This is a genomic window from Micromonospora sp. DT228, from assembly GCF_049841595.1.
Lineage (GTDB): Bacteria > Actinomycetota > Actinomycetes > Mycobacteriales > Micromonosporaceae > Micromonospora.
Genome location: NZ_JBNCKO010000006.1, coordinates 214,734 through 238,850, shown reverse-complemented (window position 1 = coordinate 238,850; position 24,117 = coordinate 214,734). Strand labels below are relative to the sequence as shown.

27 protein-coding genes are annotated in these 24,117 nt (G+C 73.1%); 26 read left to right on the top strand and 1 reads right to left on the bottom strand.

The window, feature by feature from the left end; genetic code table 11:
- Positions 1-53 precede the first annotated feature (53 nt).
- The 18 genes from ACLQ29_RS15270 (at position 54) to ACLQ29_RS15185 (ending at position 17,993) form a co-directional block, all read left to right on the top strand.
- Positions 54-1,466 carry an FtsW/RodA/SpoVE family cell cycle protein gene (locus tag ACLQ29_RS15270; protein ID WP_425772303.1) on the top strand — a complete coding sequence of 471 codons (1,413 nt, stop codon included), beginning with the start codon at positions 54-56 and terminating at the stop codon, positions 1,464-1,466.
- Positions 1,466-2,572: an undecaprenyldiphospho-muramoylpentapeptide beta-N-acetylglucosaminyltransferase gene (gene murG / locus ACLQ29_RS15265; protein WP_425772208.1), complete on the top strand. Its 1,107-nt coding sequence runs from the start codon at positions 1,466-1,468 to the stop codon at positions 2,570-2,572. The genes ACLQ29_RS15270 and murG overlap by 1 nt, the downstream gene beginning before the upstream one ends.
- Complete coding sequence (gene murC, locus ACLQ29_RS15260) at positions 2,569-4,134, top strand: UDP-N-acetylmuramate--L-alanine ligase (protein ID WP_425772207.1); 1,566 nt, start codon at positions 2,569-2,571, stop codon at positions 4,132-4,134. Before murG ends, murC begins: the two co-directional genes overlap by 4 nt.
- Complete coding sequence (locus tag ACLQ29_RS15255; protein WP_425772206.1) at positions 4,131-4,949, top strand: cell division protein FtsQ/DivIB; 819 nt, start codon at positions 4,131-4,133, stop codon at positions 4,947-4,949. The genes murC and ACLQ29_RS15255 overlap by 4 nt, the downstream gene beginning before the upstream one ends.
- Positions 4,950-5,194: 245 nt before the next feature.
- The gene (gene ftsZ, locus ACLQ29_RS15250; RefSeq protein ID WP_425772205.1) at positions 5,195-6,310 is read left to right on the top strand and encodes a cell division protein FtsZ; all 1,116 of its coding nucleotides are present in this window, start codon (positions 5,195-5,197) and stop codon (positions 6,308-6,310) included.
- A 9-nt stretch (positions 6,311-6,319) separates the two neighbouring features.
- Complete coding sequence (locus ACLQ29_RS15245; RefSeq protein ID WP_393363372.1) at positions 6,320-7,063, top strand: YggS family pyridoxal phosphate-dependent enzyme; 744 nt, start codon at positions 6,320-6,322, stop codon at positions 7,061-7,063.
- A 189-nt stretch (positions 7,064-7,252) separates the two neighbouring features.
- Positions 7,253-7,945: a cell division protein SepF gene (locus tag ACLQ29_RS15240; RefSeq protein ID WP_393363369.1), complete on the top strand. Its 693-nt coding sequence runs from the start codon at positions 7,253-7,255 to the stop codon at positions 7,943-7,945.
- A gap of 31 nt (positions 7,946-7,976) precedes the next feature.
- On the top strand, positions 7,977-8,282 hold the full coding sequence (locus ACLQ29_RS15235) for a YggT family protein (protein WP_030334503.1): 306 nt from the start codon (positions 7,977-7,979) through the stop codon (positions 8,280-8,282).
- 44 nt (positions 8,283-8,326) lie between these two features.
- Positions 8,327-9,133 carry a DivIVA domain-containing protein gene (locus ACLQ29_RS15230; protein WP_357251070.1) on the top strand — a complete coding sequence of 269 codons (807 nt, stop codon included), beginning with the start codon at positions 8,327-8,329 and terminating at the stop codon, positions 9,131-9,133.
- A gap of 347 nt (positions 9,134-9,480) precedes the next feature.
- On the top strand, positions 9,481-10,038 hold the full coding sequence (locus tag ACLQ29_RS15225; RefSeq protein WP_425772302.1) for a hypothetical protein: 558 nt from the start codon (positions 9,481-9,483) through the stop codon (positions 10,036-10,038).
- An 11-nt stretch (positions 10,039-10,049) separates the two neighbouring features.
- The gene (locus ACLQ29_RS15220; protein WP_425759822.1) at positions 10,050-10,355 is read left to right on the top strand and encodes a DUF167 domain-containing protein; all 306 of its coding nucleotides are present in this window, start codon (positions 10,050-10,052) and stop codon (positions 10,353-10,355) included.
- Between the two features lie 22 nt (positions 10,356-10,377).
- Positions 10,378-11,877 carry a potassium/proton antiporter gene (locus ACLQ29_RS15215; protein ID WP_425772204.1) on the top strand — a complete coding sequence of 500 codons (1,500 nt, stop codon included), beginning with the start codon at positions 10,378-10,380 and terminating at the stop codon, positions 11,875-11,877.
- A gap of 227 nt (positions 11,878-12,104) precedes the next feature.
- Positions 12,105-12,524: a TraR/DksA family transcriptional regulator gene (locus ACLQ29_RS15210; RefSeq protein ID WP_124770807.1), complete on the top strand. Its 420-nt coding sequence runs from the start codon at positions 12,105-12,107 to the stop codon at positions 12,522-12,524.
- 64 nt (positions 12,525-12,588) lie between these two features.
- Positions 12,589-13,203, top strand: coding sequence for a signal peptidase II (lspA, locus tag ACLQ29_RS15205; protein ID WP_425772203.1), 615 nt, complete (start codon positions 12,589-12,591; stop codon positions 13,201-13,203).
- Complete coding sequence (locus ACLQ29_RS15200) at positions 13,200-14,144, top strand: RluA family pseudouridine synthase (RefSeq protein WP_393363355.1); 945 nt, start codon at positions 13,200-13,202, stop codon at positions 14,142-14,144. Before lspA ends, ACLQ29_RS15200 begins: the two co-directional genes overlap by 4 nt.
- Before the next feature lie 42 nt (positions 14,145-14,186).
- Positions 14,187-15,218, top strand: a complete 1,032-nt coding sequence (locus ACLQ29_RS15195; protein WP_425772202.1) for a hypothetical protein — start codon at positions 14,187-14,189, stop codon at positions 15,216-15,218.
- 95 nt (positions 15,219-15,313) lie between these two features.
- The gene (locus tag ACLQ29_RS15190; protein ID WP_425772201.1) at positions 15,314-17,068 is read left to right on the top strand and encodes an ATPase; all 1,755 of its coding nucleotides are present in this window, start codon (positions 15,314-15,316) and stop codon (positions 17,066-17,068) included.
- A 193-nt stretch (positions 17,069-17,261) separates the two neighbouring features.
- Positions 17,262-17,993 (top strand): DUF2567 domain-containing protein, encoded by a 732-nt coding sequence (locus ACLQ29_RS15185; RefSeq protein ID WP_425772301.1) that lies wholly within the window; start codon positions 17,262-17,264, stop codon positions 17,991-17,993.
- Here the strand turns inward: ACLQ29_RS15185 and ACLQ29_RS15180 are convergent.
- Positions 17,908-18,612, bottom strand: a complete 705-nt coding sequence (locus tag ACLQ29_RS15180) for an LON peptidase substrate-binding domain-containing protein (RefSeq protein WP_425772200.1) — start codon at positions 18,610-18,612, stop codon at positions 17,908-17,910. The genes ACLQ29_RS15185 and ACLQ29_RS15180 overlap by 86 nt on opposite strands.
- A gap of 106 nt (positions 18,613-18,718) precedes the next feature.
- On the opposite strand from ACLQ29_RS15180, the gene hisD reads away from it, so the two are divergent.
- From hisD to ACLQ29_RS15140, 8 genes are all read left to right on the top strand, one after another.
- Positions 18,719-20,041 carry a histidinol dehydrogenase gene (hisD, locus tag ACLQ29_RS15175; RefSeq protein ID WP_425772199.1) on the top strand — a complete coding sequence of 441 codons (1,323 nt, stop codon included), beginning with the start codon at positions 18,719-18,721 and terminating at the stop codon, positions 20,039-20,041.
- Between the two features lie 76 nt (positions 20,042-20,117).
- On the top strand, positions 20,118-21,209 hold the full coding sequence (locus ACLQ29_RS15170; RefSeq protein ID WP_425772198.1) for a histidinol-phosphate transaminase: 1,092 nt from the start codon (positions 20,118-20,120) through the stop codon (positions 21,207-21,209).
- Positions 21,206-21,817, top strand: coding sequence for an imidazoleglycerol-phosphate dehydratase HisB (gene hisB, locus ACLQ29_RS15165; protein ID WP_425759831.1), 612 nt, complete (start codon positions 21,206-21,208; stop codon positions 21,815-21,817). The genes ACLQ29_RS15170 and hisB overlap by 4 nt, the downstream gene beginning before the upstream one ends.
- A complete protein-coding gene (locus ACLQ29_RS15160) occupies positions 21,817-21,990 on the top strand; it encodes a hypothetical protein (protein ID WP_393363331.1) in 174 nt (57 codons plus the stop codon). Before hisB ends, ACLQ29_RS15160 begins: the two co-directional genes overlap by 1 nt.
- On the top strand, positions 21,987-22,619 hold the full coding sequence (gene hisH, locus ACLQ29_RS15155; RefSeq protein WP_425772197.1) for an imidazole glycerol phosphate synthase subunit HisH: 633 nt from the start codon (positions 21,987-21,989) through the stop codon (positions 22,617-22,619). Before ACLQ29_RS15160 ends, hisH begins: the two co-directional genes overlap by 4 nt.
- 36 nt (positions 22,620-22,655) lie before the next feature.
- Positions 22,656-22,979, top strand: a complete 324-nt coding sequence (locus ACLQ29_RS15150) for a hypothetical protein (RefSeq protein WP_425772196.1) — start codon at positions 22,656-22,658, stop codon at positions 22,977-22,979.
- Positions 22,980-22,993: 14 nt separating this feature from the next.
- The gene (gene priA / locus ACLQ29_RS15145; protein WP_425772195.1) at positions 22,994-23,719 is read left to right on the top strand and encodes a bifunctional 1-(5-phosphoribosyl)-5-((5-phosphoribosylamino)methylideneamino)imidazole-4-carboxamide isomerase/phosphoribosylanthranilate isomerase PriA; all 726 of its coding nucleotides are present in this window, start codon (positions 22,994-22,996) and stop codon (positions 23,717-23,719) included.
- Positions 23,716-24,105, top strand: a complete 390-nt coding sequence (locus ACLQ29_RS15140) for a RidA family protein (protein WP_425772194.1) — start codon at positions 23,716-23,718, stop codon at positions 24,103-24,105. The genes priA and ACLQ29_RS15140 overlap by 4 nt, the downstream gene beginning before the upstream one ends.
- The last annotated feature ends 12 nt before the right edge of the window (positions 24,106-24,117 follow it).

Here is a 24,117-nt window from a genome sequence, read left to right as displayed (position 1 = left end):
CGACGGAACCGGCGACGCCCGTGCCGCTGCGCGGGTGGGACGCGGCCGGCGGGCTGGCCGCGCTGCGCGGCCTGCTGGACCGGCCGCTGGCGTCCTACTACCTGCTGTTGTCCAGCGCCGGCCTGCTGCTGCTGATCGGGCTGACCATGGTCTTCTCGGCGACAAGCGTGAAGGACTTCGCCGAGGACGGCAACGCCTCGGCGTCGGTGACCAAGCAGGCCATCTTCGCGGTGATCGGCATCGGGGCGTTCTGGGCCTGCCAGCGCCTGCCCGCCAGCACCTACCGGTCGCTGGGCCGGCCGCTGCTGTTCACCTCGATCGCGCTGCTGCTGGTGCTCAACCTGCTGGTGGCCTACGGCCGGCTCACCCGTCAGAAGACTGTCGTGTTCGGCCCGGTCGAGGCAACGCTGAACTGGCTGTTCATCGGCGGGATCCAGGTGCAGCCCTCCGAGCTGGCCAAGTTCGCGCTCGTGCTCTGGGGCTCGCATGTCATCGCCCGCAAGGGCGCCGCGCTGGGCTGGTGGCGGGAGTTGGCCACCCCGCTCTTCCCGGTGCTGGGCCTGCTCTTCGTCCTGGTCGGTTACAACGACACGGGCACCATGCTCTGCCTGCTGGCCCTGGTGGTCGGCCTGCTCTGGGCCGCCGGTGTGCGGATGCGGGTCTTCGGCGCCCTGACGGTGGTCGGTCTGCTCGGCGTCGGGCTGCTCATTGCGGTGGCCTCGCTGGGCGCCGGCTCCGGCGAAAAGGGCGCGGACAACTACCGCCTGGCCCGGCTGGACATGTTCTTCAATCCGCCGGACCCGGAGACCTGCAAACTCAACGACTGCCTCCAGTTCTACCAGGGGCGGCTGGCCATCGAGCACGGTGGCTGGTTCGGTGTCGGGCTGGGCAAGGGCAGCCTGAAGTGGGACTGGCTGCCCGAGGCGCACAACGACTTCATCTTCGCGATCATCGCCGAGGAGCTGGGCGTGATCGGGTGCGTCGTCATCCTCAGCCTGTTCGCGGTCCTCGCGTACACCGGGTTGCGGATCGCCCGACGGGTCGACGATCCGTTCCGCCGGCTCGCCGCCGCCGCCGTGACCACCTGGCTGGTCAGCCAGGCCGTCATCAACATCGGTGGGGTGGTCGGGCTGCTGCCGATCACCGGCCTGCCGCTGCCGTTCATCTCCGACGGCGGAAGTGCCCTGGTCGTGACGTTGGCCGCGATCGGCATGCTGGCGTCCTTCGCCCGCGCCGAACCCGATGCGGCCAGAGCACTGCATGCCCGTCCGCCGGCCCGGTGGGTCCGACTACTCTGGGCCCCGTTGCCGCCGCTACCCGGCCGGCGCCGCCGACCGGCGACGCCGCCCGCCGACCGAGGGTCCGTGCCCCGGTCCCGCGAGCGGCGCCACGACGACCAGGCCGCGCCGCGCGGGGTCCGCCAGGACCGCAGCCGCGGGGGTACGGCGAGCGAGAGGAGACGCTGATGGGTCCGCTGCGTTCGGTGGTGCTCGCGGGAGGTGGCACCGGGGGGCACATCTACCCGCTGCTCGCCTTCGCCGACTGCCTGCGCCGACACGACCCGGGCGTCCGGATCACCTGCCTCGGCACACCCAAGGGCATGGAAAATGACCTGATTCCGCCGCAGGGCTACGACCTGCGGCAGATCCCGGCGTACCAACTGCCCCGGTCGGTCAACATGAACCTGGTGCGTACCCCGGGCCGGATGTGGACCGCGGCGCGCGCCGCGGGCAAGGTGATCGACGAGGTCAAGGCCGACGTGGTCGTCGGCTTCGGTGGGTACGTCTCGGTGCCGGCCTACCTCGCCGCCTGGCGCCGGGAGTTGCCCATGGTGATCCACGAGGTGAACGTGCCACCGGGCGTGGCCAACCGACTGGGCATGAAGTTCACCAAGAACATCGCCGTCGGCTTCCCGCACCAGCCGAGCCAGGCCGAGTCGCTGCGCGACGCCACGATCGTCGGGGTGCCGCTGCGCCGCACCATCGCGGGCCTGGACCGGTACGCGCTGCGCAACGCCGCCCGCGCCCACTTCGGGCTCCGCCCGGACCTGCCGGTGCTCTTCGTCTCCGGCGGCTCGTCGGGCGCCCGCTCGATCAACCTGGCGGTCTCCGGGGCGGCCAAGGAGTTGGCCCGCAACGGCGTGCAGGTGCTGCACGTGATGGGCGCGCGCAACGAGCCGGTGCCGATCCCCACCGACCTGCCGGTGCCGTACGTGACGTTGCCCTACCTGTCCGAGATGGAGCTGGGTTACGCCGCCGCCGACCTGATGCTGGCCCGGGGCGGGGCGATGACAGTCGCCGAGGTGGCCGCGATCGGGCAGCCCACGATCTACGTGCCGTACCCGCACAGCAACCAGGAACAGCGGCGCAACGCGCTGCCCGTGGTGGAGGCCGGCGGTGGGCTGCTCGTCGATGACGCGGAGCTGACACCTGACTGGTTGGAACGCACTGTCATCCCCCTCATCCGCGACCCACAGCGGTTGTACGCGATGGGCGCCGCGGCGGCGGCGTACGGGCGGCGCGACGGTGACGAGGCGTTGCGCTCCTTCGTCATCGCGGCGGTGGCCCGATGACGGCACAGTTCACCCCGGCCGGCACGCTCACCGCTGAGGACCTGGGGGCCGTCCACCTGATCGGGGTGGGTGGGGTGGGCATGCTCGGCGTGGCCCGGCTGCTGCTCACCCGGGGCATCCGGGTGTCCGGCAGCGACCTGCGGGAGTGGCCCTCGCTGGAGGGGCTGCGGGCGCTCGGCGGCACCATCCACCTCAGCCACGAGGCGAGCAACCTCGACGGCGTGGACACCGTCGTCTACTCGTCGGCCATTCCGCAGGACCACCTGGAGCTGGTCGAGGCGCGTCGGCGCGGCCTGCGGGTGCTGCACCGCTCGGAGGCCCTGGCCGCGGCGATGACCGGCCGTCGGGCGGTGGCGGTCGCCGGCACGCACGGCAAGACCACCACCACCTCGATGGTGACGATGGTGCTCCAGCAGGCCGGTGTGGACCCGTCCTTCGTGATCGGCGGGGAGATCTCCGAGGTCGGCTCGGGCGCCCACCACGGCACCGGCGAGCACTTCGTGGTCGAGGCGGACGAGAGCGACCGCTCGTTCCTCATCTACCGCCCGTACGTCTCGATCATCACGAACGTCGAGGCCGACCACCTGAACACCTACGGCGACTACGCGACGCTGGAGGCGGCGTTCGTGGAGTTCGCCCGCCTCACCGACCCGGACGGGTTCATCATCACCTGCGCCGACGACCCGGGCGGTCGGCGGCTGGCCGAGAGCCTGCGCGCCGAGGGGCGGCGGGTGTTCACCTACGGCGAGGCCGCCGACGCCGACCTGCGGTTGACCGAGATCGTCTCCTCGGCGCGCGGGGTTCGCTACCTGGCCGTGATCGACGGCCGGTCGCTCGGCGAGTTCCGCCTGCCGGTGCCGGGGCGGCACATGGGGCTGAACAGCGCCGCCGCCGTGCTGGCCGCGTACCTGCTGGAACTGCCGCTGGAGGCGGCCGAGACCGCGCTCGCGGTCTTCCCCGGCGTGCGACGGCGCTTCGAGCGCAAGGGTGTCGCGGACGGGGTGCTGGTCTACGACGAGTACGCCTACCACCCGACCTCGATGACCCTCGCGATGCAGACGCTGCGCGAGGTGGCCGGGGACGGACGGTTGGTCGTCGTCTTCCAGCCCTACCGGCTGTACCGCACCCGCGACAACCAGGCGGAGATCGCCGAGGCGCTGGCCATCGCCGACGAGGTGGTGCTGCTGGAGGTCTTCGGGCCGGGTGAGCTGCGGCAGCCCGGCGAGGGTTCGGCGGCGCTGATCGCGGCGGTGGACCTGCCCGCCGACCGCAAGATCTTCGTGGAGTCGTGGGAGCAGGCGCCGGTCGAGGTGGCTCGCCGGGCCCGTTCCGGGGACGTGGTGGTCACCATGGGCGCTCCGCCGATCTCGCTGATGGGTGACGAGTTGCTGGCGGCCCTGGGTGAGCGCAGGGACGGCCCGGCACCGACCGCGACCGTCGACCCGGCGGCCACGTCCCCGGAGACCACCGACTCGGTGCGGGGTGGGACCACGGCCGGCGGCGACGGAGCGGCTCTCGGTGGCACCGCCGCGCCCGGCGGCGCGGCGCCCCTGGCCGGATGAGTCCCGGCCCGGCCCGGGGGCGGACCAGCGCCGCCGACGGTGGCGCCCCACGCCGTGGCCCGGCGCGGCGGTGGCAGCTCGTGCGGGCGGGTCGCGACGCGGTACCGCCCTCGACTCGCCGGTTCATGGCTCGTGCCCGGCAGCGACGCATGCGGGCGGCGCTGCCGTGGGCGGTGGCGGCCGGGGTGCTCGCGTTGGCCGGGCTGGTCGCCTGGACGGTGCTCGGCACCGGGTTGTTCGGGGTCCGGGAGGTGCGGGTGGAGGGTGCCGGGCTGGTCACCCCGGTCCAGGTGCACGACGCGGTCCGCGTGCCGGACGGGGTGCCGCTGGCCCGGGTGGACCTGGCCGCCGCCGCCCGCCGGGTCGGTGCGCTGCCGGCGGTGGAGCGGGCCACGGTCTCCCGGGACTGGCCCGACGTGCTCGTGGTGCGGGTGACCGAGCGGACTCCGGTGGCGGTGGTGCCGCAGGGGACGGCGTTCGCCCTGATCGACCGGAGCGGTGTCGCGTTCCGGACGGTGGACCGGCGCCCCGCCGATCTGCCGCAGGTGACGGTGGGCCAGCCGGCCGCCGACGACCCGGGCACCCGGGCCGCGCTGGAGGTCCTCGCCGCGCTGACCCCGCAGCTCCGCGCGCAGTTGGTGGACCTGAAGGTCGAGGGGTTGGCCCGGATCAGCCTGCGGTTGCGGGGGGACCGGACGGTGGTCTGGGGCGACGCGACCCGGGGGACCGACAAGGCCCGGGTGGCCACTGCCCTGCTGGGTGAGGACGCCAACCGGATCGACGTGAGCGCGCCCGATGTGGTGACCTTTCGCTGACCGGGGAGCGCCCACGGAGGTGACCCGTCGCGCTCGGCTCGGCGACACGCCGGTCGGGTCCTTGGCTCATCGCGCGGTGGCGCTTACGTTGCCCCGAAGAGGAACAGTGGTTGACATAACTGTAAGCCTCTAGTAGAGGGTGAGGGTTCACCTCTGAGCCTCGCTGGTGACAGCTGTCGTCGGCCGCTGGTCTGGCCACGCCGTAACCGGTCGGCCGACGCCAATCTCGAAGGAAAGGACCGGAGATGACACCTCCGCACAACTACCTGGCGGTCATCAAGGTCGTCGGCATCGGGGGCGGCGGGGTCAACGCCGTCAACCGGATGATCGAGGTTGGGCTCAAGGGCGTCGAGTTCATCGCGATCAACACGGATGCCCAGGCGCTGCTGATGAGCGACGCCGACGTCAAGCTCGACGTGGGCCGGGAGCTGACCCGCGGCCTGGGCGCCGGCGCCAACCCCGACGTCGGCAAGAACGCCGCCGAGGACCACCGCGACGAGATCGAGGAGGTGCTCAAGGGCGCCGACATGGTCTTCGTGACCTGCGGCGAGGGCGGCGGCACCGGCACCGGCGGCGCGCCCGTGGTGGCCAACATCGCCCGCAAGCTCGGCGCGCTGACCATCGGCGTGGTGACCCGGCCGTTCTCCTTCGAGGGCAAGCGCCGCCAGGTGCAGGCCGAGACGGGGATAGACGAGCTGCGCAACCAGTGCGACACGCTCATCGTGATCCCGAACGACCGGCTGCTGGCCCTGGGCGACCGCAACATCAGCATGATGGACGCGTTCCGCACGGCGGACCAGGTGCTGCTCTCCGGTGTGCAGGGCATCACCGACCTGATCACCACCCCGGGTCTGATCAACCTGGACTTCGCCGACGTCAAGAGCGTGATGAGCGGCGCCGGCAGCGCGTTGATGGGCATCGGCAGCGCCCGCGGGGAGAACCGCGCGGTCGAGGCGGCCGAGGCGGCCATCTCCAGCCCGCTGCTGGAGCAGAGCATGGACGGCGCGCGAGGCGTGCTGCTCTCCATCGCTGGCGGTTCCGACCTGGGCCTGTTCGAGATCAACGATGCGGCCCAGCTGGTCACCGACGCGGCCCACCCGGACGCCAACATCATCTTCGGCGCGGTCATCGACGACGCGCTCGGCGACGAGGTGCGGGTGACGGTCATCGCGGCGGGCTTCGACGGCGGCACCCCGGCGTACAAGGCGGCCGAGCCGACCCGCAAGACCAACACCAACCAGCCGGCGCCGCAGAGCACCCCGGTGCCGGCGCCGATCAGCAACCCGGCACCGGCCCAGTCGCCGCGTCGCGTGCTCTTCGACGACGTGGACGTCCCCGACTTCCTCAAGAACGGGTCCTGAGCACCGCCGATGACCGACAGCTCAGCCACGGTACGACCGGACCGGCACGCCGAACTGGCGGCCGGCCTGGCCCAGATCCGGTCCCGCATCGCCGACGCCTGCGCGTCTGTCGGTCGGGACCGCGCCGAGGTCACGATGATCGCCGTGACGAAGACCTACCCGGCCAGCGACGTGGTGGCGTTGGCCGGGCTCGGGGTGACCGACATGGGAGAGAACCGCGACCAGGAGGCGGCCGGTAAGGCCGCCGAGGTGGCCGCCGCCGGGGTACGTCCACGGTGGCACTTCATCGGCCAACTGCAGCGCAACAAGGCCCGCTCGGTGGTTCGCTACGCCGACGCGGTGCACTCCGTGGACAGCGTCCGGTTGGCCCGGGCGTTGGCGGCCGCGACGGCCGACCGGGAGGTGCCGCTGGACGCCATGGTCCAGGTGAGCATCGACGGCGACGCGGCCCGGGGCGGAGCGCTGCCCGGTTCGGCCGATCCGGGCGCCGGGCTGGAACCGGTGGCCGAGGCGATCGCCGACGCGCCGGGGATGCGTCTGGTCGGTCTGATGGCGGTCGCTCCGCTGGGGTGGGAGCCGGACCGGGCCTTCGCCCGCCTCGCGGAGGTCGCCAGTGCGTTTCGGACGGTCCACCCGGGAGCCACCGGACTGTCCGCGGGTATGAGCGGAGATTTCGACATCGCGATCCGATACGGCGCGACACATGTCCGCGTCGGTAGCGCGTTGCTCGGAATGCGTCCCACGCTGCGGTAGCCTGACCGCGAGACAAGCAAATTACATCAGTGTTGTTTCAGGGGCGGCGTCTCCTGGTCGGGGTCGTGCGCGCGACGCGAATCGCGTGCTTGGGGGATTGCGGTTCCGGTCCGATGGGCATGGTTGTCCACTCGCGACGGGCGACATGGCACGGGGGCGCGTGCCGCATGGCGGACGGAAGGGCGCGGGATGGGTGCACTGCGCAAGGCGGGGGTCTGGCTCGGTCTGGTCGAAGAAGACGACGAGCGGGCCTACGACGACGGTGGCTACGACAAGGGTGGCTACCGCGACTCGCGGTACCGGCAGAGCCGGTACGCCGAGGAGTTCGCCGACGAGGACGAGGACGACGCCGAGGAGCCGCCGGCTCCCCGGTCGCGCGCCAGTGAGCGGGGTCGACTCTCCGAGCGGACGAGCGGGCGGTTGAGCGAGTCCGAGCGTGGTGACAGCGAGCGCCCGGAGCGGGTCGAGCGGTCCAGCGTACGGTCGATCACCAGGTCGTCGGCGGGCGAGACGTCCGGCGCGCTGACGTACCACACCCGGGACAATCTGGCCCTCGCGCCGCAGGTCACGTCGCGGGAGCGGGCGCTGCCCGAGGAGGAGCAGCGATACCAGATCACCACGCTGCACCCGACCACGTACCGGGAGGCGCGCACCATCGGTGAGCACTTCCGCGACGGCGTCCCGGTGATCATCAATCTCACCGAAATGGATGAGGCGGATGCCCGCCGTCTGGTTGACTTCGCGGCCGGGCTGGCGTTCGGCCTGCGCGGTACGATCGAGCGCGTGACCAATCGGGTGTTCCTGCTCTCACCGGCTAACGTCCAGGTCACCGCTGAGGACAAGGCCAAGATCGCTGAGGGCGGCTTTTTCAGTTTGAGTTGACCCCCGCCCGACCCGAGGGACGTCGCTGACCGTGTTGTCGATCTTACTGCAAGTGCTGTACCTGATCCTTTATGTCTTCCTGCTCTTGCTTCTGTCCCGGTTCGTGTTGAGCGCCGTCCTGCAGTACGGCCGACGCTGGCAACCGGGCCGTGGCGCATCGGCAGGATTGGAATCCGTGTGGAGCGTCACTGATCCCCCTCTCAACGCGTTGAGGCGTGTGATCCCTCCGCTGCGAATTGGTACCGTGAGCATCGACCTGGCCTCCCTTGTGCTCCTGGTTATCCTGTTCGTGCTGATGGAGTTCGTGTTAGGGCCGTCGATCAGGGCATCTGCCTGATGACCGACGCGCTTTCGCGGCCGCAACTGACCCGAGGAGTTTCGATGCCGCTGACCCCGGCCGACGTCCACAACGTCGCCTTCAAAAAGCCGCCGATCGGCAAGCGGGGGTATGACGAGGAGGAGGTCGACGCCTTCCTGGACGAGGTCGAGCGCGAGCTCGCCCGTCTCATCGAGGAAAACAACGAGCTGCGCGCCCAGGTGGAGCGCGGCGGCCGTGGCGGTGCCCCCGCAGGCCCCGGCGGCGACGCCCGACTGGCGGCGGAGCTCAACGACGTCAAGGCCCAACTGGACCGGGTGCAGCGCGACAAGTCGGCGGCCGAGCAGGCTGCCCGCGCGATGCAGGCCGAGCTGGAGCAGGTCCGCGCGACCGGCGGCCCGGCCGGCGGCGTCACCGGTGACGGTGAGCAGCAGGCCCTGCGCGTGCTGATGATGGCCCAGCGCACCGCCGACGACCACGTGTCCGACGCGCGTCGCGAGGCCGACCAGCTGCTGTCCGAGGCTCGTGGCAAGGCCGAGGAGGTGACCCGCGAGGCTCGCGCGAAGGCCGACGCCCTGGAGCGGGACGCCCGCCAGCGGCACCAGGAGGCCATGGGCGGCCTGGACGCCAAGCGCACGGCCCTGCAGAAGCACATCGAGGAGCTCAAGCAGTTCGAGCGCGAGTACCGCACCCGGCTCAAGGCCTACCTGGAGAGCCAGCTTCGTGACCTCGACGGTCGTGGCCAGGGCCTGGAAGCCGAGATGACCCGCTCCGAGGCAGGCCGGGTCGCCGGCGGCAACGGGCTGGCCGCTGCGGGCCTCGCCGGTTCGTACGGCAGTGGGCGTTCCGGCGCCCTCGAAGCCGGACGCTGAGCGCCGGCCGGCGATCGTTCTCCGCCAATGGTGACGGTCGCCGGCCTTGTCTGGACGGTACGACGCGGCGGGGGTGAGCCGTGATAGTCGCAAGTCTTCTGCTCATCCTCGTCGCGGTGGTGCTCCTGGTGCTCGGCCTGGCCGGTGGCTCCAGCTTCATGTTGATCATCTCTATCGCGGCCAGTCTGCTGGCCGCCGTGGCGTTGGTGGTGGGTGCCCGTCAGGCAGCCGCCAACCGTGCGACGGCGGATCCCGGCCGGACCGGCCGGTGGCAACCCGACGCATCCCGCACGGCCAGCCAGGCCACGCCGGGTGTCGCGTACGGGCCGCCGCTGGTCGAGCCGGAGGTGCCGGTCCAGCATGTGCCCACGACGGTCGGTACCGGCGGCACCGGGTGGCGGCAACCACCCGCGCCGCCGGTCGACCACGAGGCACCCGCTGACGCGCCGCTCGACGACGCGCCCCCGTTCGACGGGCGGGTCGACGAAGCGCCGGGCTTCGATGGGCAGGCCGACGACGTGCCGGGCTTCGACGCGCGGGTCGACGACGCGCCCCCGTTCGGCGAGTGGCCGCCGTTCGGGACGCCGGCCGACGACACGTCCCCGCCGGTCCGCCCGGTCAGCCCCGCGCCGTCGACCGACGACGGTCCGAGCCGCAGCGCCTCGGCCGCCGACGAGCCCGCCGAGCAGCGGGTCACTCCCGCCGAGGCCGCCCGGGTGGCGCGACTGACCGACGACGTCGAGGTGGTGGACGGCCACCCCCGCTACCACCTCGCCAGTTGCCCGCATCTCGTCGGCCGGGTGCCCGAGACGCTGCCGGTCGCCGAGGCCGCCGAGCTCGGTTTCACCCCGTGCGCGACCTGTGCGCCGGCCACCGCCCTGCTCGCCGACGCCCGGCCGATCTGAAGCGGCCCCCGGTGCCCGCGCAGGACACGCTCACCGTGGCGGTACGCGTGAAGCCCGGCGCCTCGTCCGCCCGGGTGGGCGGCCGCTTCGACGGCCCGCACGGGCCCGCCCTCGTGATCGCGGTCCACGAACCGGCAGTCGACGGTCGGGCGACCGAGGCGGCTCGCCGGGCCCTCGCCGCTGCCCTGGGTGTCCGGCGAGCCGAGGTCGCCCTGCGCGCCGGCGCGGCCAGCCGGGACAAGCTCTTCCTCGTCGATCGGCCCAGCCCGGAGCTGTCCGCGGCGCTGCGCCTCCTGCGCGACGGATCCGCCGAGTGAGGAACGCCCAGGCCGGGCAGCCGTGACGCCCGGCTTTGACATCGCGCTGCTGCTGGGGGCGGCCGTGCTGCTCGTCGCCGTCGGCGCGGTGCGGCTCTCCACCCGGCTGGGTGTGCCCAGCCTCCTGGTCTATCTGGCGCTGGGCGTGGCGATCGGCGAGGGTGGCCTGGGCATCCGCTTCGACGACGTCGAGTTGACCCGTACCCTCGGCTTCTGCGCGCTTATCGTGATCATCGCGGAGGGCGGTCTGACCGCCCGGTGGTCCACGCTGCGACCGGTGCTCGGGCTGGCGTCCGCGCTCTCCACTGTCGGCGTGGTGGTGAGCATCGTGGTGGTCGGCGTCGCCGTGCACCTGTTGCTGGGGCTGGACTGGCGGTTGGCGCTGCTGTACGGCGCGGTGCTCTCGTCCACCGACGCGGCGGCCGTCTTCGCCACCCTGCGCCGGCTGCGGCTGCCGCCCCGCCTGGTGGCGACGCTGGAGGCCGAGTCGGGCATGAACGACGCCCCGGTGGTGCTGCTCGTGGTGCTGCTGTCGCACCAGGGCTGGTCGCACCCGTGGTGGTACGAGGTCCTGCTGGTCTGCTACGAGCTGGGCGTCGGAGCGGCGGTGGGCGTGGGCGCGGGCGTCGCCGGCATCTGGGCGCTGCGCCGGGCCGCGCTGCCCTCGGCCGGGCTCTACCCGATCGCCGCGGTGGGCATCACCGTGCTGGCGTACGCCGCGGGGGCGGTGCTGCACGCCTCGGGGTTCCTCGCCGTCTACGTGGCCGGGGTGCTCCTGGGCAATGCCCGGCTGTCGCACCGGCGGGCGATCCTCGGCTTCGCCGACGGGCTGGCGTGGCTCGCCCAGATCGGGTTGTTCGTGTTGCTCGGGTTGCTGGCCTCGCCGGGCCGGCTGGACGCGGCGGTGGTGCCGGCGGTGGTCGCGGGGCTGGCCCTGGTGCTGCTGGCCCGTCCGCTGTCGGTGGCCGTCTCGGCGCTGCCGTTCCGGGTCGGCCTCCGGGAACAGGCGTTCCTGTCCTGGGCCGGGCTGCGCGGGGCGGTGCCGATCGTGCTGGCGACAATTCCGCTCTCCGAGCGGGTGCCCGGCGCGGAGCGCCTCTTCGACGTGGTCTTCGTGCTGGTGGTGATCTTCACGTTGGTGCAGACCAGCACGCTGGGGCCGTTCGCCCGCCGGTTGCGGGTGACCGCGCCGGCGGAGGCCACCGAGATCCATCTGGAGACCGCGCCGCTGGAGCGGATGCGGGCGGACCTGCTGCAGTTGGAGGTGCCGCCGGGCTCACGGTTGGCGGGCGTGCACGTCGACGAGTTGCGTCTTCCGCTGGGCGCGTCGGTCACCCTGGTGCTGCGGGACGGGGTGGGTTTCGTGCCCAGCCCGGGCACCCGGTTGAAGACCGGCGACAGTCTGCTGATCGTGGCGACGGCCGGGGTGCGCGACGCGGCCGAACGGCGGCTGCGGGCGGTCAGTCGGCGGGGCCGGCTGGCCCGATGGTTTGGCGAGTACGGGGATGAGGCGGTCGGTTGACCTGCTAGCGTTCCCTTTGCCCTAGTTAGGCAGGGCTAGGGGTAGTTAAGCGGTGCGACGGTGCGGCACGTTGTCGGACGCCTGTACGTTCCGTATTCTTGCCAACCTCCGGAGTGCGCGGCCATCGTCGCCGTGCGCCCCTTTTCGTACATCTAGGGGACGTCGTGGTCGACGCCCCCTGACCAGGTGCCGCGGACAACGCGGCGCCGCGGCCGAGGGAGCGACCCATGGCGAAGCCAGCCGACACCAGGACCGCCGGGCGCAAGCCGGTGGCCAAGGCCACCCGCAGCACCGCGGAGACCGAGAAGATCCGGGCGGCGCTGGCGGCGCGGCGGGACGAGCTTCGCGCCGAGTACGATCAGACGCTGAGTGAGATCACCGAGCTGCAGCGCGATCGGCTGACCGACTCGGCCGGGGACGACCAGGCCGACACGGGCACCAAGACGCTCGAGCGGGAGCAGGAGATCTCTCTCGCCAACAGCATTCTGGAACGGATCACGCAGGTCGAGCGCGCTCTGGAGCGTCTCGACGAGGGTGGTTACGGCTGGTGCGAGCGGTGCGGCAACCCGATCCCGGTCGAGCGCCTCGCCGCCTTCCCGTCGGCCACCCAGTGTGTGACGTGCAAGCAGCTGGAGGAGCGGCGCTGAGGTCCGCTCCCCGGCGGCGACGAGACGGTGAGCGATCACCGCCAAGACTGTCGATGGGGAGCGCATGACCGCAGCACCGTCCGCCGAACCCGGCCGCACCGACCCGGGCGGCGACAAACGCCGCCCCCGGGCCGTGGCGACTCTCGCCGGAGTCGCCCTGGTGGCCCTGCTGGCCGACCTGGTCACCAAGCACCTCGCGCTTGCCGCGTTGACCGACCGGGAGCCGGTCCGGCTGCTCGGCGGGTCCGTCTACCTGAGCCTGACCCGCAACAGCGGTGCCGCCTGGAGCATCGGCGCGGACCACACCTGGATCTTCCCGCTGATCACCATCGGTGTGGTCGGCTGGATCGTCTGGATGGCCCTGCGCCTGCGCTCGCTGCCGTGGGCGATCTGCCTCGGCCTGGTGCTGGGCGGCGCGCTCGGCAACCTCGTCGATCGGATCTTCCGGGCCCCCGCGCCCTTCCACGGGCACGTGGTCGACATGATCAGCCTCTTCGACCCGTACGGCCAGGTCTGGCCGGTGTTCAACCTGGCCGACAGTTCGCTGGTCTGCGGTGTGCTGCTGGCCATGCTGTTGGAGTTGACCGGCCGGCAGCGGGACGGTCGACGGGCCGGGCGCGACGGCGCCCCGGTCGAGACGGACGCCACCCAGGGCGCGGACCAGCGGGAGCGGGCATGACCTCCGCGTTCGCCGCAGGCGGCGACCAGCGTTCCCTCCCGGTCCCGGACGGCCTCGACGGCATGCGACTGGACCAGGCGGTGTCCCGGCTCTTCGGGCTCTCCCGCACCGCCGCCGCGGCCCTTGTCGACGCCGGGGACGCGCTTGTCGACGGCGCCTCCCGTGCCAACTCGCACAAGGTCAAGGCCGGCTCCTGGCTGGAGGTCACGCTGCCCGCCCCGGTCGCGCCGCCGACCGTGGTGCCGCAGGCGGTGCCCGGCCTGCGGGTGGTCTACGCCGACGACGACATCGTGGTGGTCGACAAGCCGGTGGGGGTGGCCGCGCACCCCAGCCCCGGGTGGACCGGTCCGACGGTGATCGGCGCCCTCGCCGCGATCGGGCACCGCATCTCCACGAGCGGCGCCGCCGAGCGGCAGGGCGTGGTGCACCGGCTCGACGTCGGCACCACCGGGATCATGGCGGTGGCCAAGAGCGAACACGCGTACACGGCGTTGAAGCGGGCCTTCAAGTACCGCGAGGTGGACAAGGGCTACCACGCGGTGGTGCAGGGTCACCTGGACCCGCTGCGCGGCACCGTCGACGCGCCGATCGACAGGCACCCCACCCACGACTACCGCTGGGCGGTGGTCTCCGGCGGCAAGCCGAGCATCACCCACTACGACACCCTGGAGGCGTTCCCGGCGGCCAGCCTTGTCGACGTCCGACTGGAGACCGGCCGGACCCACCAGATCCGGGTGCACTTCTCGACCATGCGGCACCCGTGCGTGGGTGACCTGACCTACGGTGCCGACCCCACCCTCTCGGCCCGTCTCGGCCTGGCCCGACAGTGGTTGCACGCCCGCGAACTGAGCTTCCTGCACCCCCGAACGGGGGACGAGGTCCGGTTCGTCAGCGACTACCCTGACGATCTGGACCGCGCGCTCCAGATCCTGCGTGACTGAGCGGCGACCGCCCGACACCGATCCGACGAGGGGATCCCGCCCGTGCGCGCCGGCAACCTGCTGCGGCAGTTGGACCAACGGTTGCTGCCGCCGCTGACCCGGGCCGTGACCCGGTTGGGTGACCGGCCGACCCGGTCCGGGGTGCTCACCTGGGCGGCCGCGCTGTCCGCGGCGGCGGTGCTGGGCACCGCGCTCTGGGCCGCAGACGAGACCCCGCTCGGCGACCGGACGGTGGGCGAGGTGACCCGGGTGGGAGTCTCCGACGGCGACTCCGTGCCCGGCTACCTGCGGTCCGCCGCCGCCGACCTGGCCGCGCTCGCCGAGTCTCCCCCGGCCGCCGAGGACGGGACCTACGCGCTCGTCACACTCGTCGCGTACCTGCCGCCGCAGCGTCTGGCGACGGTGCTCGGCGACGTTCCGGTCTCGACGGTCTTCGGGCGGGTCCCGCTGCCGGGGCGGCAGACCGAGATCGTCAAGATTCCCGCGCTGCGGGTGCCGGACGACGTGGTCGCCGGTATGGACGAGGTGGCGGCCCGCAAGGAGACCGAGGCCGCGGACTACCGGGCGAGGGCCACCGCTGTCGACGGCGACGGCGCGAGCGAGCGGGAGTTGCGAGCGCTCTACGCCAGCGGCGCCGAGGTGGCGACGGCCGAGGCGGCCGCGTACCGCACCGGCTGCGCCTGCGTCTACGCCGCGGTGGTACGAGCGGCGCCGGGGGTGTTGCGCGGCATGGCGGCCCGACCGGACGTGCGGGCGGTCGACCCCGCCCCGGAGGTATACCGGCTGGACCGCACGGTCTTCACGCCGCCCCTGCCGGAGCAGCGTGACGTGGTGCGCCCGCCCGCCGACACCGGATCGAGTCCGAAGCCGACGCCGGCCCAGCGGTCGGAGCCGGCCTCGCGCACCCCGGCGCCCTCGGCGTCGGTGGGCGAATCGTCGGAACCCGCACCCGTCGTGACGATTCCGTTACCCGCGCTGTCCTCGCCGGAGCCCACCGAGCCGCCCCCGCCGAGCGTCACCACCTCGCCGGACGTCACCGACGCCGTCGAGTCGCCGACGCCCACGCCGTCGTGATCTGCGTCGGCTGGTGTGCGTTCTGAGGTGTGGTCCGAATAGGGTTTGCTTCGTAGCCTGTCAGACGAAGATCGATGGTGCTGGGAGGGCGGGCCGTGGAGGGCAGTGAGACCGGCTGGGGCCGGCCGGCCGAACCAGCGCCGCGGTGGCGTGCGTTGTTGGACCGCGCCCGGCTGGGCGGTCGCGGCGCGGAGCAGACCGAGCCGGAGCGGCGGGCCGACGAGGCGCCGCCGGACCCGCTGCCGCGACGTGCGGCCCCGAACGGGCACGCCGGGAGGGCGCCCGCCGTCGGGCATCCGGCGGAGTCGTCGTACGGCGCGGACCCCGCCTACCGGGCCGAGGCGACCTACCGCGTCGACCCCGCCTATCGGGCCGAGCCGACGTACCGGGCGGATCCCGCCTACGGCGCCGAGCCGGACTACCGGTCGGAGCCGGCGTACCGCTCCGAGCCCGCGTACCGGTCGGAGCCGGCGTACCGCGCCGAGCCGACCTATCGCGTGGAGCCCGACTACCGGGCCGAGCCGACCTATCGCGCCGAGCCGGACTACCGGGCCGAGCCGACCTATCGTGCGGAACCGGGCTATCGCGCCGAGCCGGACTACCGCGCGGATCCGGCGTACCGGGCCGAGCCGGGTTACCGGGCGGAGCCGGGCTATCGCGCGGAGCCGGAGCCGGGCTATCGCGCGGAGCCGGGCTACCAGGCCGAGCCGGCGTACCGGGCCGAGCCCGGCTACCAGGCGGAACCGGCGTACCGGGCCGAGCCCGAGCCGCCGCCCCGCGCCCCCGAGGCCGCCCAGTCCCGCTACGCGCTGCTGGACAACGGCTACCAGCAGGGCGACCCGCCGGTGGAGTCGCGGTACGCGCTGTTGGAGACCGGCTACCAGCCGGAGACCGGCTACCCGGTGGCCGCGCCGCCACCCCCACCTGTCGCGCCTCCGCCCGCCCCGCCGGTCGTGCCTCCGACCACCCCGTCCGTCGGCGCGGCGGTCTCCGAACGCGCCTACCCGGGCCGGGTCGAGTGGCGCTCGCAGGGCGCCGACCCGGAGCAGGAGCGGGCCAACGGAGTGCTCCGCCGCGACCTGGGCACGCCCCGGGTGTTCGCCTTCGCCAACCCCAAGGGCGGGGTGCACAAGACCACCGCCACCGTGCTCGCCGCGGCCACCGTCGGCAGCGTGCGCGGGAAGGGCGTACTGGCCTGGGACGACAACGAGCTGCGCGGCACCCTCGGACTGCGCGCCGGCAGCGCCCGGCACGCCCGGACGATCCGACACCTGGTCAGCGACCTGGCCCACATCGAGATCCTGGAGGACTCGACACTGCTGGGTCGGCTCGACGACTACCTGCGGCACGCCTCCGACGGCTCGTACGACGTGCTGGCCGGCGAGGAGAGCCCGCGCTTCGCCCAGCGTCTGGACCAGTTCACCGTCCGCCGGGTGTTGGAGTTGCTGCGGCGCACCCACGACGTGGTCTGCGTGGACACCGGCAACAACGTGGAGAGCCCCAACTGGCGCACCGTGATGCAGGCCGCGGATCAGCTGGTGGTGACCACCGTGCCCCGCGAGGACGCGGCGTTCAGCGCCGACTGGATGCTCGACCTGCTGCACGAGGAGGGCATGGGCGAGCTGGCGGACAACGCGATCACCCTCATCTCCTGCCCGACCTCGGGCCGCTCGCCCCTGCAGGACGACCTGGAGCGGCACTTCGCCACCCGTACCCGGGGGGTGGCGGTGGTGCCGTACGACCCGGCGCTGGAGACCGGGTCGTCGATCGAGTACCACCAGCTCCAGCCGGAGACCCGGCAGGCGTGGCTGCGTGCGGCGGCGATGATGGTGGAGCCGTTCGCCCGGTGAGCTGGTCTGCCGCCACCGGGGCCCCGGCCCACACCGGGCCTGAGAGGATCATCGGGTGAGCCCGGACAACCCCGACCGTGAGTGGCCCGTCGACGAGCCCGACCAGTCCACGCCGCCCCGAGCGTCGGGCACGACACCGTCGGCCGCCGAGCCGCCGCCCGTCGGTGCGCCGCCGTCCGCCGAGCCGCCGTCCGTGGGTGAGCAGCCGGCCGCGAGTGAGCCGCCGTCCGTCGGTGCCTCTTCGGGGGCGTACCAGAGCTCTCTGGAGCTGAGCTTCGACGAGCCGCGCCGTCCGCTGCGCGCCGTGGTGACGGTGCTGGGCACGGTGCTCGCGCTCGCCGTGCTGGGTGTGCCGTTCGGCCTGCTCTGGGCCGCGCTCGCGCCGGACACCCCGGTGGTCAAGACCGTCGAGGGGGCGATCTACGCCGACCCGCAACCGGAGCAGCCGATCGCCGCCGACGGGTGGTTCAGCCTGCTCGGGCTCGGCTTCGGGCTGCTGGTCGCGCTCGCCCTGTGGTTCGTGCTGCGGCGGCGGCGCGGCCCGGTGGGGCTGCTCGCCGCGGTGCTCGGCGCGTTGGTCGCCGCACCGGTGGCCTGGCAGGTGGGTCGGCGGGTCGGCCTGGCCACCTTCGACCGGCTGCTGGCCACCGCCCCGGCCGGGCAGGCCTTCACCAAGCCGGCCGACCTGCGGGCCGGTGGGGTCGACTGGGTGCTCGGCGTGCTGCCGGTGCCGCACGGAAACCTGCTGCTGCCGGCGTTCGGCGCCGCGATCCTGTACACCCTGCTGGCCGGCTGGTCGCGGTGGCCGGGGCTGCGCCCGGAGCCGGACCCGGCGGGGTTCAGTTGGGTGTCGGCGGGGACGCCAACTCCGACAGCGGCACCGGCACCGCCCGCACCTGACGAAGCAGAGCCGCCTCGCGGTTGAGCAGCCGCAGCTCGGCGCGGAGCCGGGCGGCGGTGTCGTCGATGGCCAGCAGCCGCTGGCGGTCGTCGACGGTGAGTGCCGCGGTCGCCGCCACCAGGTGGGAGAGCACCGTCGGGTCCTCCGGCAGTTGCTCGGAGATCTCCTCCGGATCGGAGCGGATCAGGCCCAGGTATTGCCGGAACACCGCGATCACCCGGGCGGCCAGCAGCTCGGCCACCTCGTCCGGCCCGGCCGGGTCGGGCAACCACTCCACGTCGGCGGTCAGGTAGGGCGCGGCGCTGTCGTCGACCTCGGCGATCCGGAAGCGACGCCGGCCGACCGTGACGATGTCGAAGCCGCCATCGGCCAGCTCGGTCACCTGGCGCAGCTCGGCGGTGCAGCCCACCTCGTGCAGGGTGACGTCACCGCCGCTCGGCGTGGAGCGGGCGCCGGGACCGGCGGGCGCGACCTCCCAGCCGGCCTGGATGGCCACCACGCCGAACTCACGCGGAGCACCCTCGGGCAGGTCGACCAGGTGCCGCACCAGCGCCCGGTAGCGCTCCTCGAAGATGTGCAGCGGCAGCACCAACCCGGGAAAGAGCACTGTTGCGAGCGGGAACACCGGCAGCCGTGCGGTCACATGGTCGAGCCTAACCAATCTCGCCCCCGGGGGCGTGGCCCGGCTCACCGTCCCGGCGGTCGGGCGGCTCGGGTGCGCTCCGCGCGGGCCGCCTAGACTCGCAAGGGTGCTGAATCGGATCGACCTGCGCGACGGTCTCGGTGACCCGCGCCGCCTGCTGCCCCGTGCCCAGCTCGACGTCTCGGTTGCCGTCGAGCGGATCCGCCCGCTGGTAGAGGCGGTCCGCGAGCATGGCTACCCGGCGATCCGGGAGGCCAGCGAGCGGTTCGACGGCATCTCCCCGGAGGTGCTGCGGGTGCCGGTCGAGGCGATCGCCGAGGCCGAGGGGGTGCTCGACCCGGCCGTGCGCGCCGCGCTGCTGGAGTCGATCGCCCGAGCCCGCAGGGTGCACGACGACCAGCGGCGCACCGACCACACCACGCAGGTGGTGCCCGGCGGCACGGTCACCGAGCGCTGGCTGCCGGTCGACCGGGTCGGTCTCTACGTGCCCGGCGGCCTGGCGATGTACCCGTCGACAGTGGTGATGAACGTCGTGCCGGCGCAGGCGGCCGGTGTGCGGTCGCTGGTGGTGGCCAGCCCGCCGCAGAAGGACAACGGCGGTCTGCCGGACGCCCGGGTGCTCGCCGCATGCGCGTTGCTCGGCGTCGACGAGGTGTACGCCGTGGGCGGGGCCCAGGCGGTGGCGATGCTGGCGTACGGCGCGGCGGTCGACCCGTTGGGTGAGCTGCGGTGCGACCCGGTCGACCTGATCACCGGCCCCGGCAACATCTGGGTGACCGCCGCCAAGCGGTTGCTGCGCGGTGTGGTCGGCATCGACGCCGAGGCCGGGCCGACCGAGATCGCCATCCTGGCCGACGACACGGCCGATCCGGCGCACGTCGCCGCCGACCTGATCAGTCAGGCCGAGCACGACCCGCTCGCCGCGAGCGTGCTCGTCACCCCGTCGATGACGCTCGTCGAGTCGGTCGAGCGGGAGTTGGCCCGGCAGGTGCCGGCGACCAAGCACGCCGAGCGGGTCACCACGGCGTTGACCGGTGAGCAGAGCGGCGTGGTCCTGGTCGACGACCTGGAGGCGGGGTTGCGGGTGGTCGACGCGTACGCGGCCGAGCACCTGGAGATCCAGACGGTCGACGCCCGGGAGTGGGCGCTGCGGGTCCGCAACGCGGGGGCGATCTTCGTGGGCGCCTGGTCGCCGGTGTCGCTCGGCGACTACTGCGCCGGGTCCAACCACGTGCTGCCCACCGGCGGCTGCGCCCGGCACTCCTCCGGGTTGTCGGTGCAGTCGTTCCTGCGCGGCGTGCACCTGATCGAATACACCGAGGCCGCTCTGCGTGAGGTGGCCCCACACGTGGTCACCCTGGCCGGAGTCGAGGACCTGCCCGCGCACGGCCAGGCGGTCCAGGCCCGTTTCCCGGGAGCGCCAGCGTGAGCGAGCGCAGCGAGCGAACCAGCTGGCTCAGTCGCCTGGTGCCGCACGCCGGCTCCTCGCGGAGCGGGGAGCCGGCGTGAGCGAGCGCAGCGAGCGAACCGGCCTCGCGGACCTGCCGATCCGCGACGACCTGCGCGGGCTGTCGCCGTACGGCGCGCCGCAGCTGGACGTGCCGGTGCGGCTCAACACCAACGAGAATTCCCACCCGGTGCCGGAGCCGGTGGTCGAGGCGATCAGCAAGGCGCTCGCGGCCGAGCTGCGGGAGTTGAACCGCTATCCGGACCGGGACGCGGTGGCGCTCCGCGCCGACCTGGCCGAATATCTCGGGCACGGGCTCACCGTCGAGCAGGTGTGGGCGGCCAACGGTTCCAACGAGATCCAGCAGCAGCTCCTGCAGGCGTTCGGCGGGCCGGGGCGCAGCGCGCTCGGCTTCGTCCCGGCGTACTCGATGCACCCGCTGCTGGCCCTCGGCACCGGCACCCGGTGGGTGCCCGCGCGGCGTGGCGTCGACTTCGGTCTGACCGTCGGGGAGGCGGTCGCCCAGGTCCGCGAGCACCGACCCGACGTGGTCTTCCTCTGCTCTCCGAACAACCCCACCGGCACGGCACTGGACCCGGCGGTGATCGCGGCGGTGCTCGACGTCGCGCCCGGCATGGTGGTCGTGGACGAGGCGTACGCCGAGTTCGCCCGCCCCGGGACGGTCAGCGCCCTCGCGGTGCTGCCCGGCCACCCCCGGTTGGTGGTCACCAGGACGATGAGCAAGGCGTTCGGCTTCGCCGGCGGGCGGCTGGGTTACCTGGCCGCCGACCCGGCGGTGGTGCAGGCGGTGCAGCTCGTCCGACTGCCGTATCATCTGTCCACGCTCACCCAGGCTGCCGCCCGTGCGGCGGTGACCCACCGCGACACCCTGCTCGGTACGGTGAGCGCGATCATGGTGCAGCGGGACCGGATCGTGGCGACGCTGCGCGAGCGCGGGTTGCGGGTCGCCGACAGCGACGCCAATTTCGTGCTCTTCGAGGTGGGCGGCGACCAGACCACCGTCTGGCGCGCCCTGCTGGCGCAGGGGGTGCTGGTCCGCGACGTGGGCCTGCCCGGCTGGCTGCGGGTGACCGCGGGCACCTCGGCCGAGACCGATGCCTTCCTTTCTGCAATGGAGACAGCGCAATGAGCCGGACCGCCCGGGTGGAGCGGATCACCAAGGAGACAAAGGTTCTCGTCGAGATCGACCTCGACGGTAACGGCACCGCCGAGATCAGCACCGGGGTCGGCTTCTACGACCACATGCTGAACCAGATCGCCCGGCACGGCGGCTTCGACCTGACCGTCCGCACGGTGGGCGACCTGGAGATCGACGCGCACCACACGATCGAGGACACCGCCCTGGCCCTGGGCGCCGCGTTCGACCAGGCGCTGGGCGACAAGGCCGGCATCCGGCGGTACGGCTCGGCGACGGTGCCGATGGACGAGGTGCTGGTCCGGGCCGCGGTGGACCTGTCCGGCCGGCCGTACGTCGTGCACGACGAGCCGGCGTTGGCCCCGTACATCGGGCCGGTCTACGCGACGAGCATGACCCGGCACATCTGGGAGTCCTTCGGTCAGGCGGCCCGGGTCACGTTGCACGTCGACGTGCTGCGGGCGGCCCGGCCGGGCGGCCACCCGGATGCGCACCACGTGGTGGAGGCCCAGTTCAAGGCCGTTTCCCGGGCGTTGCGTGAGGCCACCGCGATCGATCCCCGTGCGGCGGGCGCGATCCCGAGCACGAAGGGCGCGCTCTGATGGGCGCTGCGTTGCCGACGCTGCTGTTGATCCTGGCCGGGGTGCTTGTCGGCGGCGCCTGGTCGCTGTACCGCCAGGGCGCGCCGAAGGCGGCGGTGTTTGTCACCGCCGTGCTCGCGGCGCTCGCCACGGTCGCCGGGGTGCTCCGGCTGTTGCCGGGGGGCGACGCGTGAGCGCCGTGGTGGTGCTCGACTACGGCTCGGGCAACCTGCGCTCGGCGGAGCGGGCGCTTGCCGCCGCCGGCGCGGACGTCCGGGTGACCGACGACCTGGCCGCCGCGGCCGCCGCCGACGGCCTGGTGGTGCCGGGGGTGGGCGCGTACGCCGCGTGCATGGCCGGGATCGAGGCGCTCGGCGCCGGCCCGGTGATCGCCGAGCGGGTGGCCGCCGGTCGTCCGGTGCTCGGCATCTGTGTGGGCATGCAGGTGCTCTTCGAGCACGGTGACGAGCACGGTGTGGTGACCAAGGGGCTCGGGCTGCTGCCGGGCGGGGTGACCCGGCTGGCCGCCACCCGGCTGCCGCACATGGGCTGGAACACGGTCCGGGCGCCCCGGGAGTCGGTGCTGTTCGGTGGCCTGTCGGAGGAGAGCCGGTTCTATTTCGTCCACTCGTACGCGATGGGCGACCCGGCGGCCCTGGCCACTGCCGGTGCCACGGTGACCACCGCCCACCACGACACGGATTTCGTCGCCGCCGTGGAGCGGGGCTCGCTGTCGGCGGCCCAGTTCCACCCGGAGAAGTCCGCCGAGACCGGTGCCGCGCTGCTGCGCAACTGGCTTGCCACGCTGCCCAGCGGTGACTGAGCGTCGTCGCGCGGTGCCCGGCCGACGGGCGTCGCGGTGAGCCGGGAACGGGCTCGCCGACGGGCGGAGCGGGAGGCGGAGCAGGCCCGGGAGCGGGCGGTCCGGCAGCGTCGAGTCGCTCGCCGGCAGCGCCGTCGCGCTCTGGTCCGCCGGTTGACGCCGCGCGTGCGACGGGGTCGAACCGGGCGGCTGGCTCGGCACACCCGCGGTGAGCGGGCCGCTATCGTGCTGCTCACCGGTGCGGCGTTGATTCTGATCTGGACGTTCGTCGACAACCTGGCGCTGCGCGTCGCGCTGATCGTGCTCTTGCTGCTCGTACTTCCGGCGATCGTCGTGATCGCCCTGGACCGCCGTACCTGATCGAGGAGAAGACGTTGAGCCTCACCCTGTTACCCGCCGTGGATGTCGCCGACGGCCGGGCCGTCCGGCTCGTGCAGGGCGCCGTCGGAAGCGAGAGCATCTACGGCGAGCCGCTGGACGCGGCGCTGGCCTGGCAGCAGGACGGCGCCGAGTGGATCCACCTGGTCGACCTGGACGCGGCGTTCGGTCGGGGCACCAACGCGCACCTGCTCGCGGAGGTGGTGCGGCAGTTGGACGTGAAGGTGGAGTTGTCCGGGGGCATCCGTGACGACGAGTCGCTGCGCGCGGCGCTGGGCACCGGGGCGGCCCGGGTGAACATCGGCACCGCGGCCCTGGAGGACCCGGTCTGGTGTGACCGGGTGGTCGCGGAGTACGGCGACCGGGTGGCCATCGGGCTGGACGTGCGTGGTCACACCCTCTCCGCGCGGGGCTGGACCCGTGACGGCGGCGACCTCTACGAGGTGCTGGAGCGGCTGGACAAGGCGGGTGCGAGCCGGTACGTGGTCACCGACATCACCAAGGACGGCACGATGCGCGGTCCGAACCTGGACCTGTTGCGCGAGGTGTGTGCCCGCACCGACCGGCCGGTGATCGCTTCCGGTGGGGTGTCCACGCTCGACGACCTGCGGGCGTTGGCGACCCTGGAGCCGATCGGGGTGGAGGGCGTGATCGCCGGTAAGGCGCTCTACGCGGGCGCTTTCACGGTGGCCGAGGCGCTGCGGACCCTGGCCGAGGTGTGACGGTCACCCGGCTCTCCTCGGGTGGCCCGTGGGAGCGGATCTACGGCTACTCGCGGGTGGTCCGGGCCGGCGATCGGGCCTTCACGTCCGGCTGCACCTCGACGGTGGACGGCCGGGTGGTGCACGTCGGTGATGCCGCCGCGCAGACCGCGCAGGCGCTGCGGATCGGGTTGGACGCGCTGGCCGAGGTGGGTGCGGAGCCGGGTGACGTGGTCCGGACCAGGATGTACGTGACCGGCCGGCGGCACGCCGACGAGGTGGGCCGGGCGCACAACGTGGTCTTCGGCGTGGTTCGGCCGGCGGCGACGCTCGTGGTGGTGGCCGGTCTGCTGGACCCGGAGCATCTGGTCGAGGTGGAGTTGGAGGCGTACCTCGGCGATCGCTGAGGTCGGCTCGGC

Coding starts and splice junctions, on each gene's coding strand:
- ACLQ29_RS15230 (WP_357251070.1), top strand. CDS start 8,327: ATGCCGCTGACCCCGGCCGACGTCCACAACGTCGCCTTCAAAAAGCCG.
- murG (WP_425772208.1), top strand. CDS start 1,466: ATGGGTCCGCTGCGTTCGGTGGTGCTCGCGGGAGGTGGCACCGGGGGG.
- ACLQ29_RS15210 (WP_124770807.1), top strand. CDS start 12,105: ATGGCGAAGCCAGCCGACACCAGGACCGCCGGGCGCAAGCCGGTGGCC.
- ACLQ29_RS15245 (WP_393363372.1), top strand. CDS start 6,320: ATGACCGACAGCTCAGCCACGGTACGACCGGACCGGCACGCCGAACTG.
- ACLQ29_RS15200 (WP_393363355.1), top strand. CDS start 13,200: ATGACCTCCGCGTTCGCCGCAGGCGGCGACCAGCGTTCCCTCCCGGTC.
- ftsZ (WP_425772205.1), top strand. CDS start 5,195: ATGACACCTCCGCACAACTACCTGGCGGTCATCAAGGTCGTCGGCATC.
- ACLQ29_RS15240 (WP_393363369.1), top strand. CDS start 7,253: ATGGGTGCACTGCGCAAGGCGGGGGTCTGGCTCGGTCTGGTCGAAGAA.
- ACLQ29_RS15160 (WP_393363331.1), top strand. CDS start 21,817: ATGGGCGCTGCGTTGCCGACGCTGCTGTTGATCCTGGCCGGGGTGCTT.
- ACLQ29_RS15255 (WP_425772206.1), top strand. CDS start 4,131: ATGAGTCCCGGCCCGGCCCGGGGGCGGACCAGCGCCGCCGACGGTGGC.
- murC (WP_425772207.1), top strand. CDS start 2,569: ATGACGGCACAGTTCACCCCGGCCGGCACGCTCACCGCTGAGGACCTG.
- hisB (WP_425759831.1), top strand. CDS start 21,206: ATGAGCCGGACCGCCCGGGTGGAGCGGATCACCAAGGAGACAAAGGTT.
- lspA (WP_425772203.1), top strand. CDS start 12,589: ATGACCGCAGCACCGTCCGCCGAACCCGGCCGCACCGACCCGGGCGGC.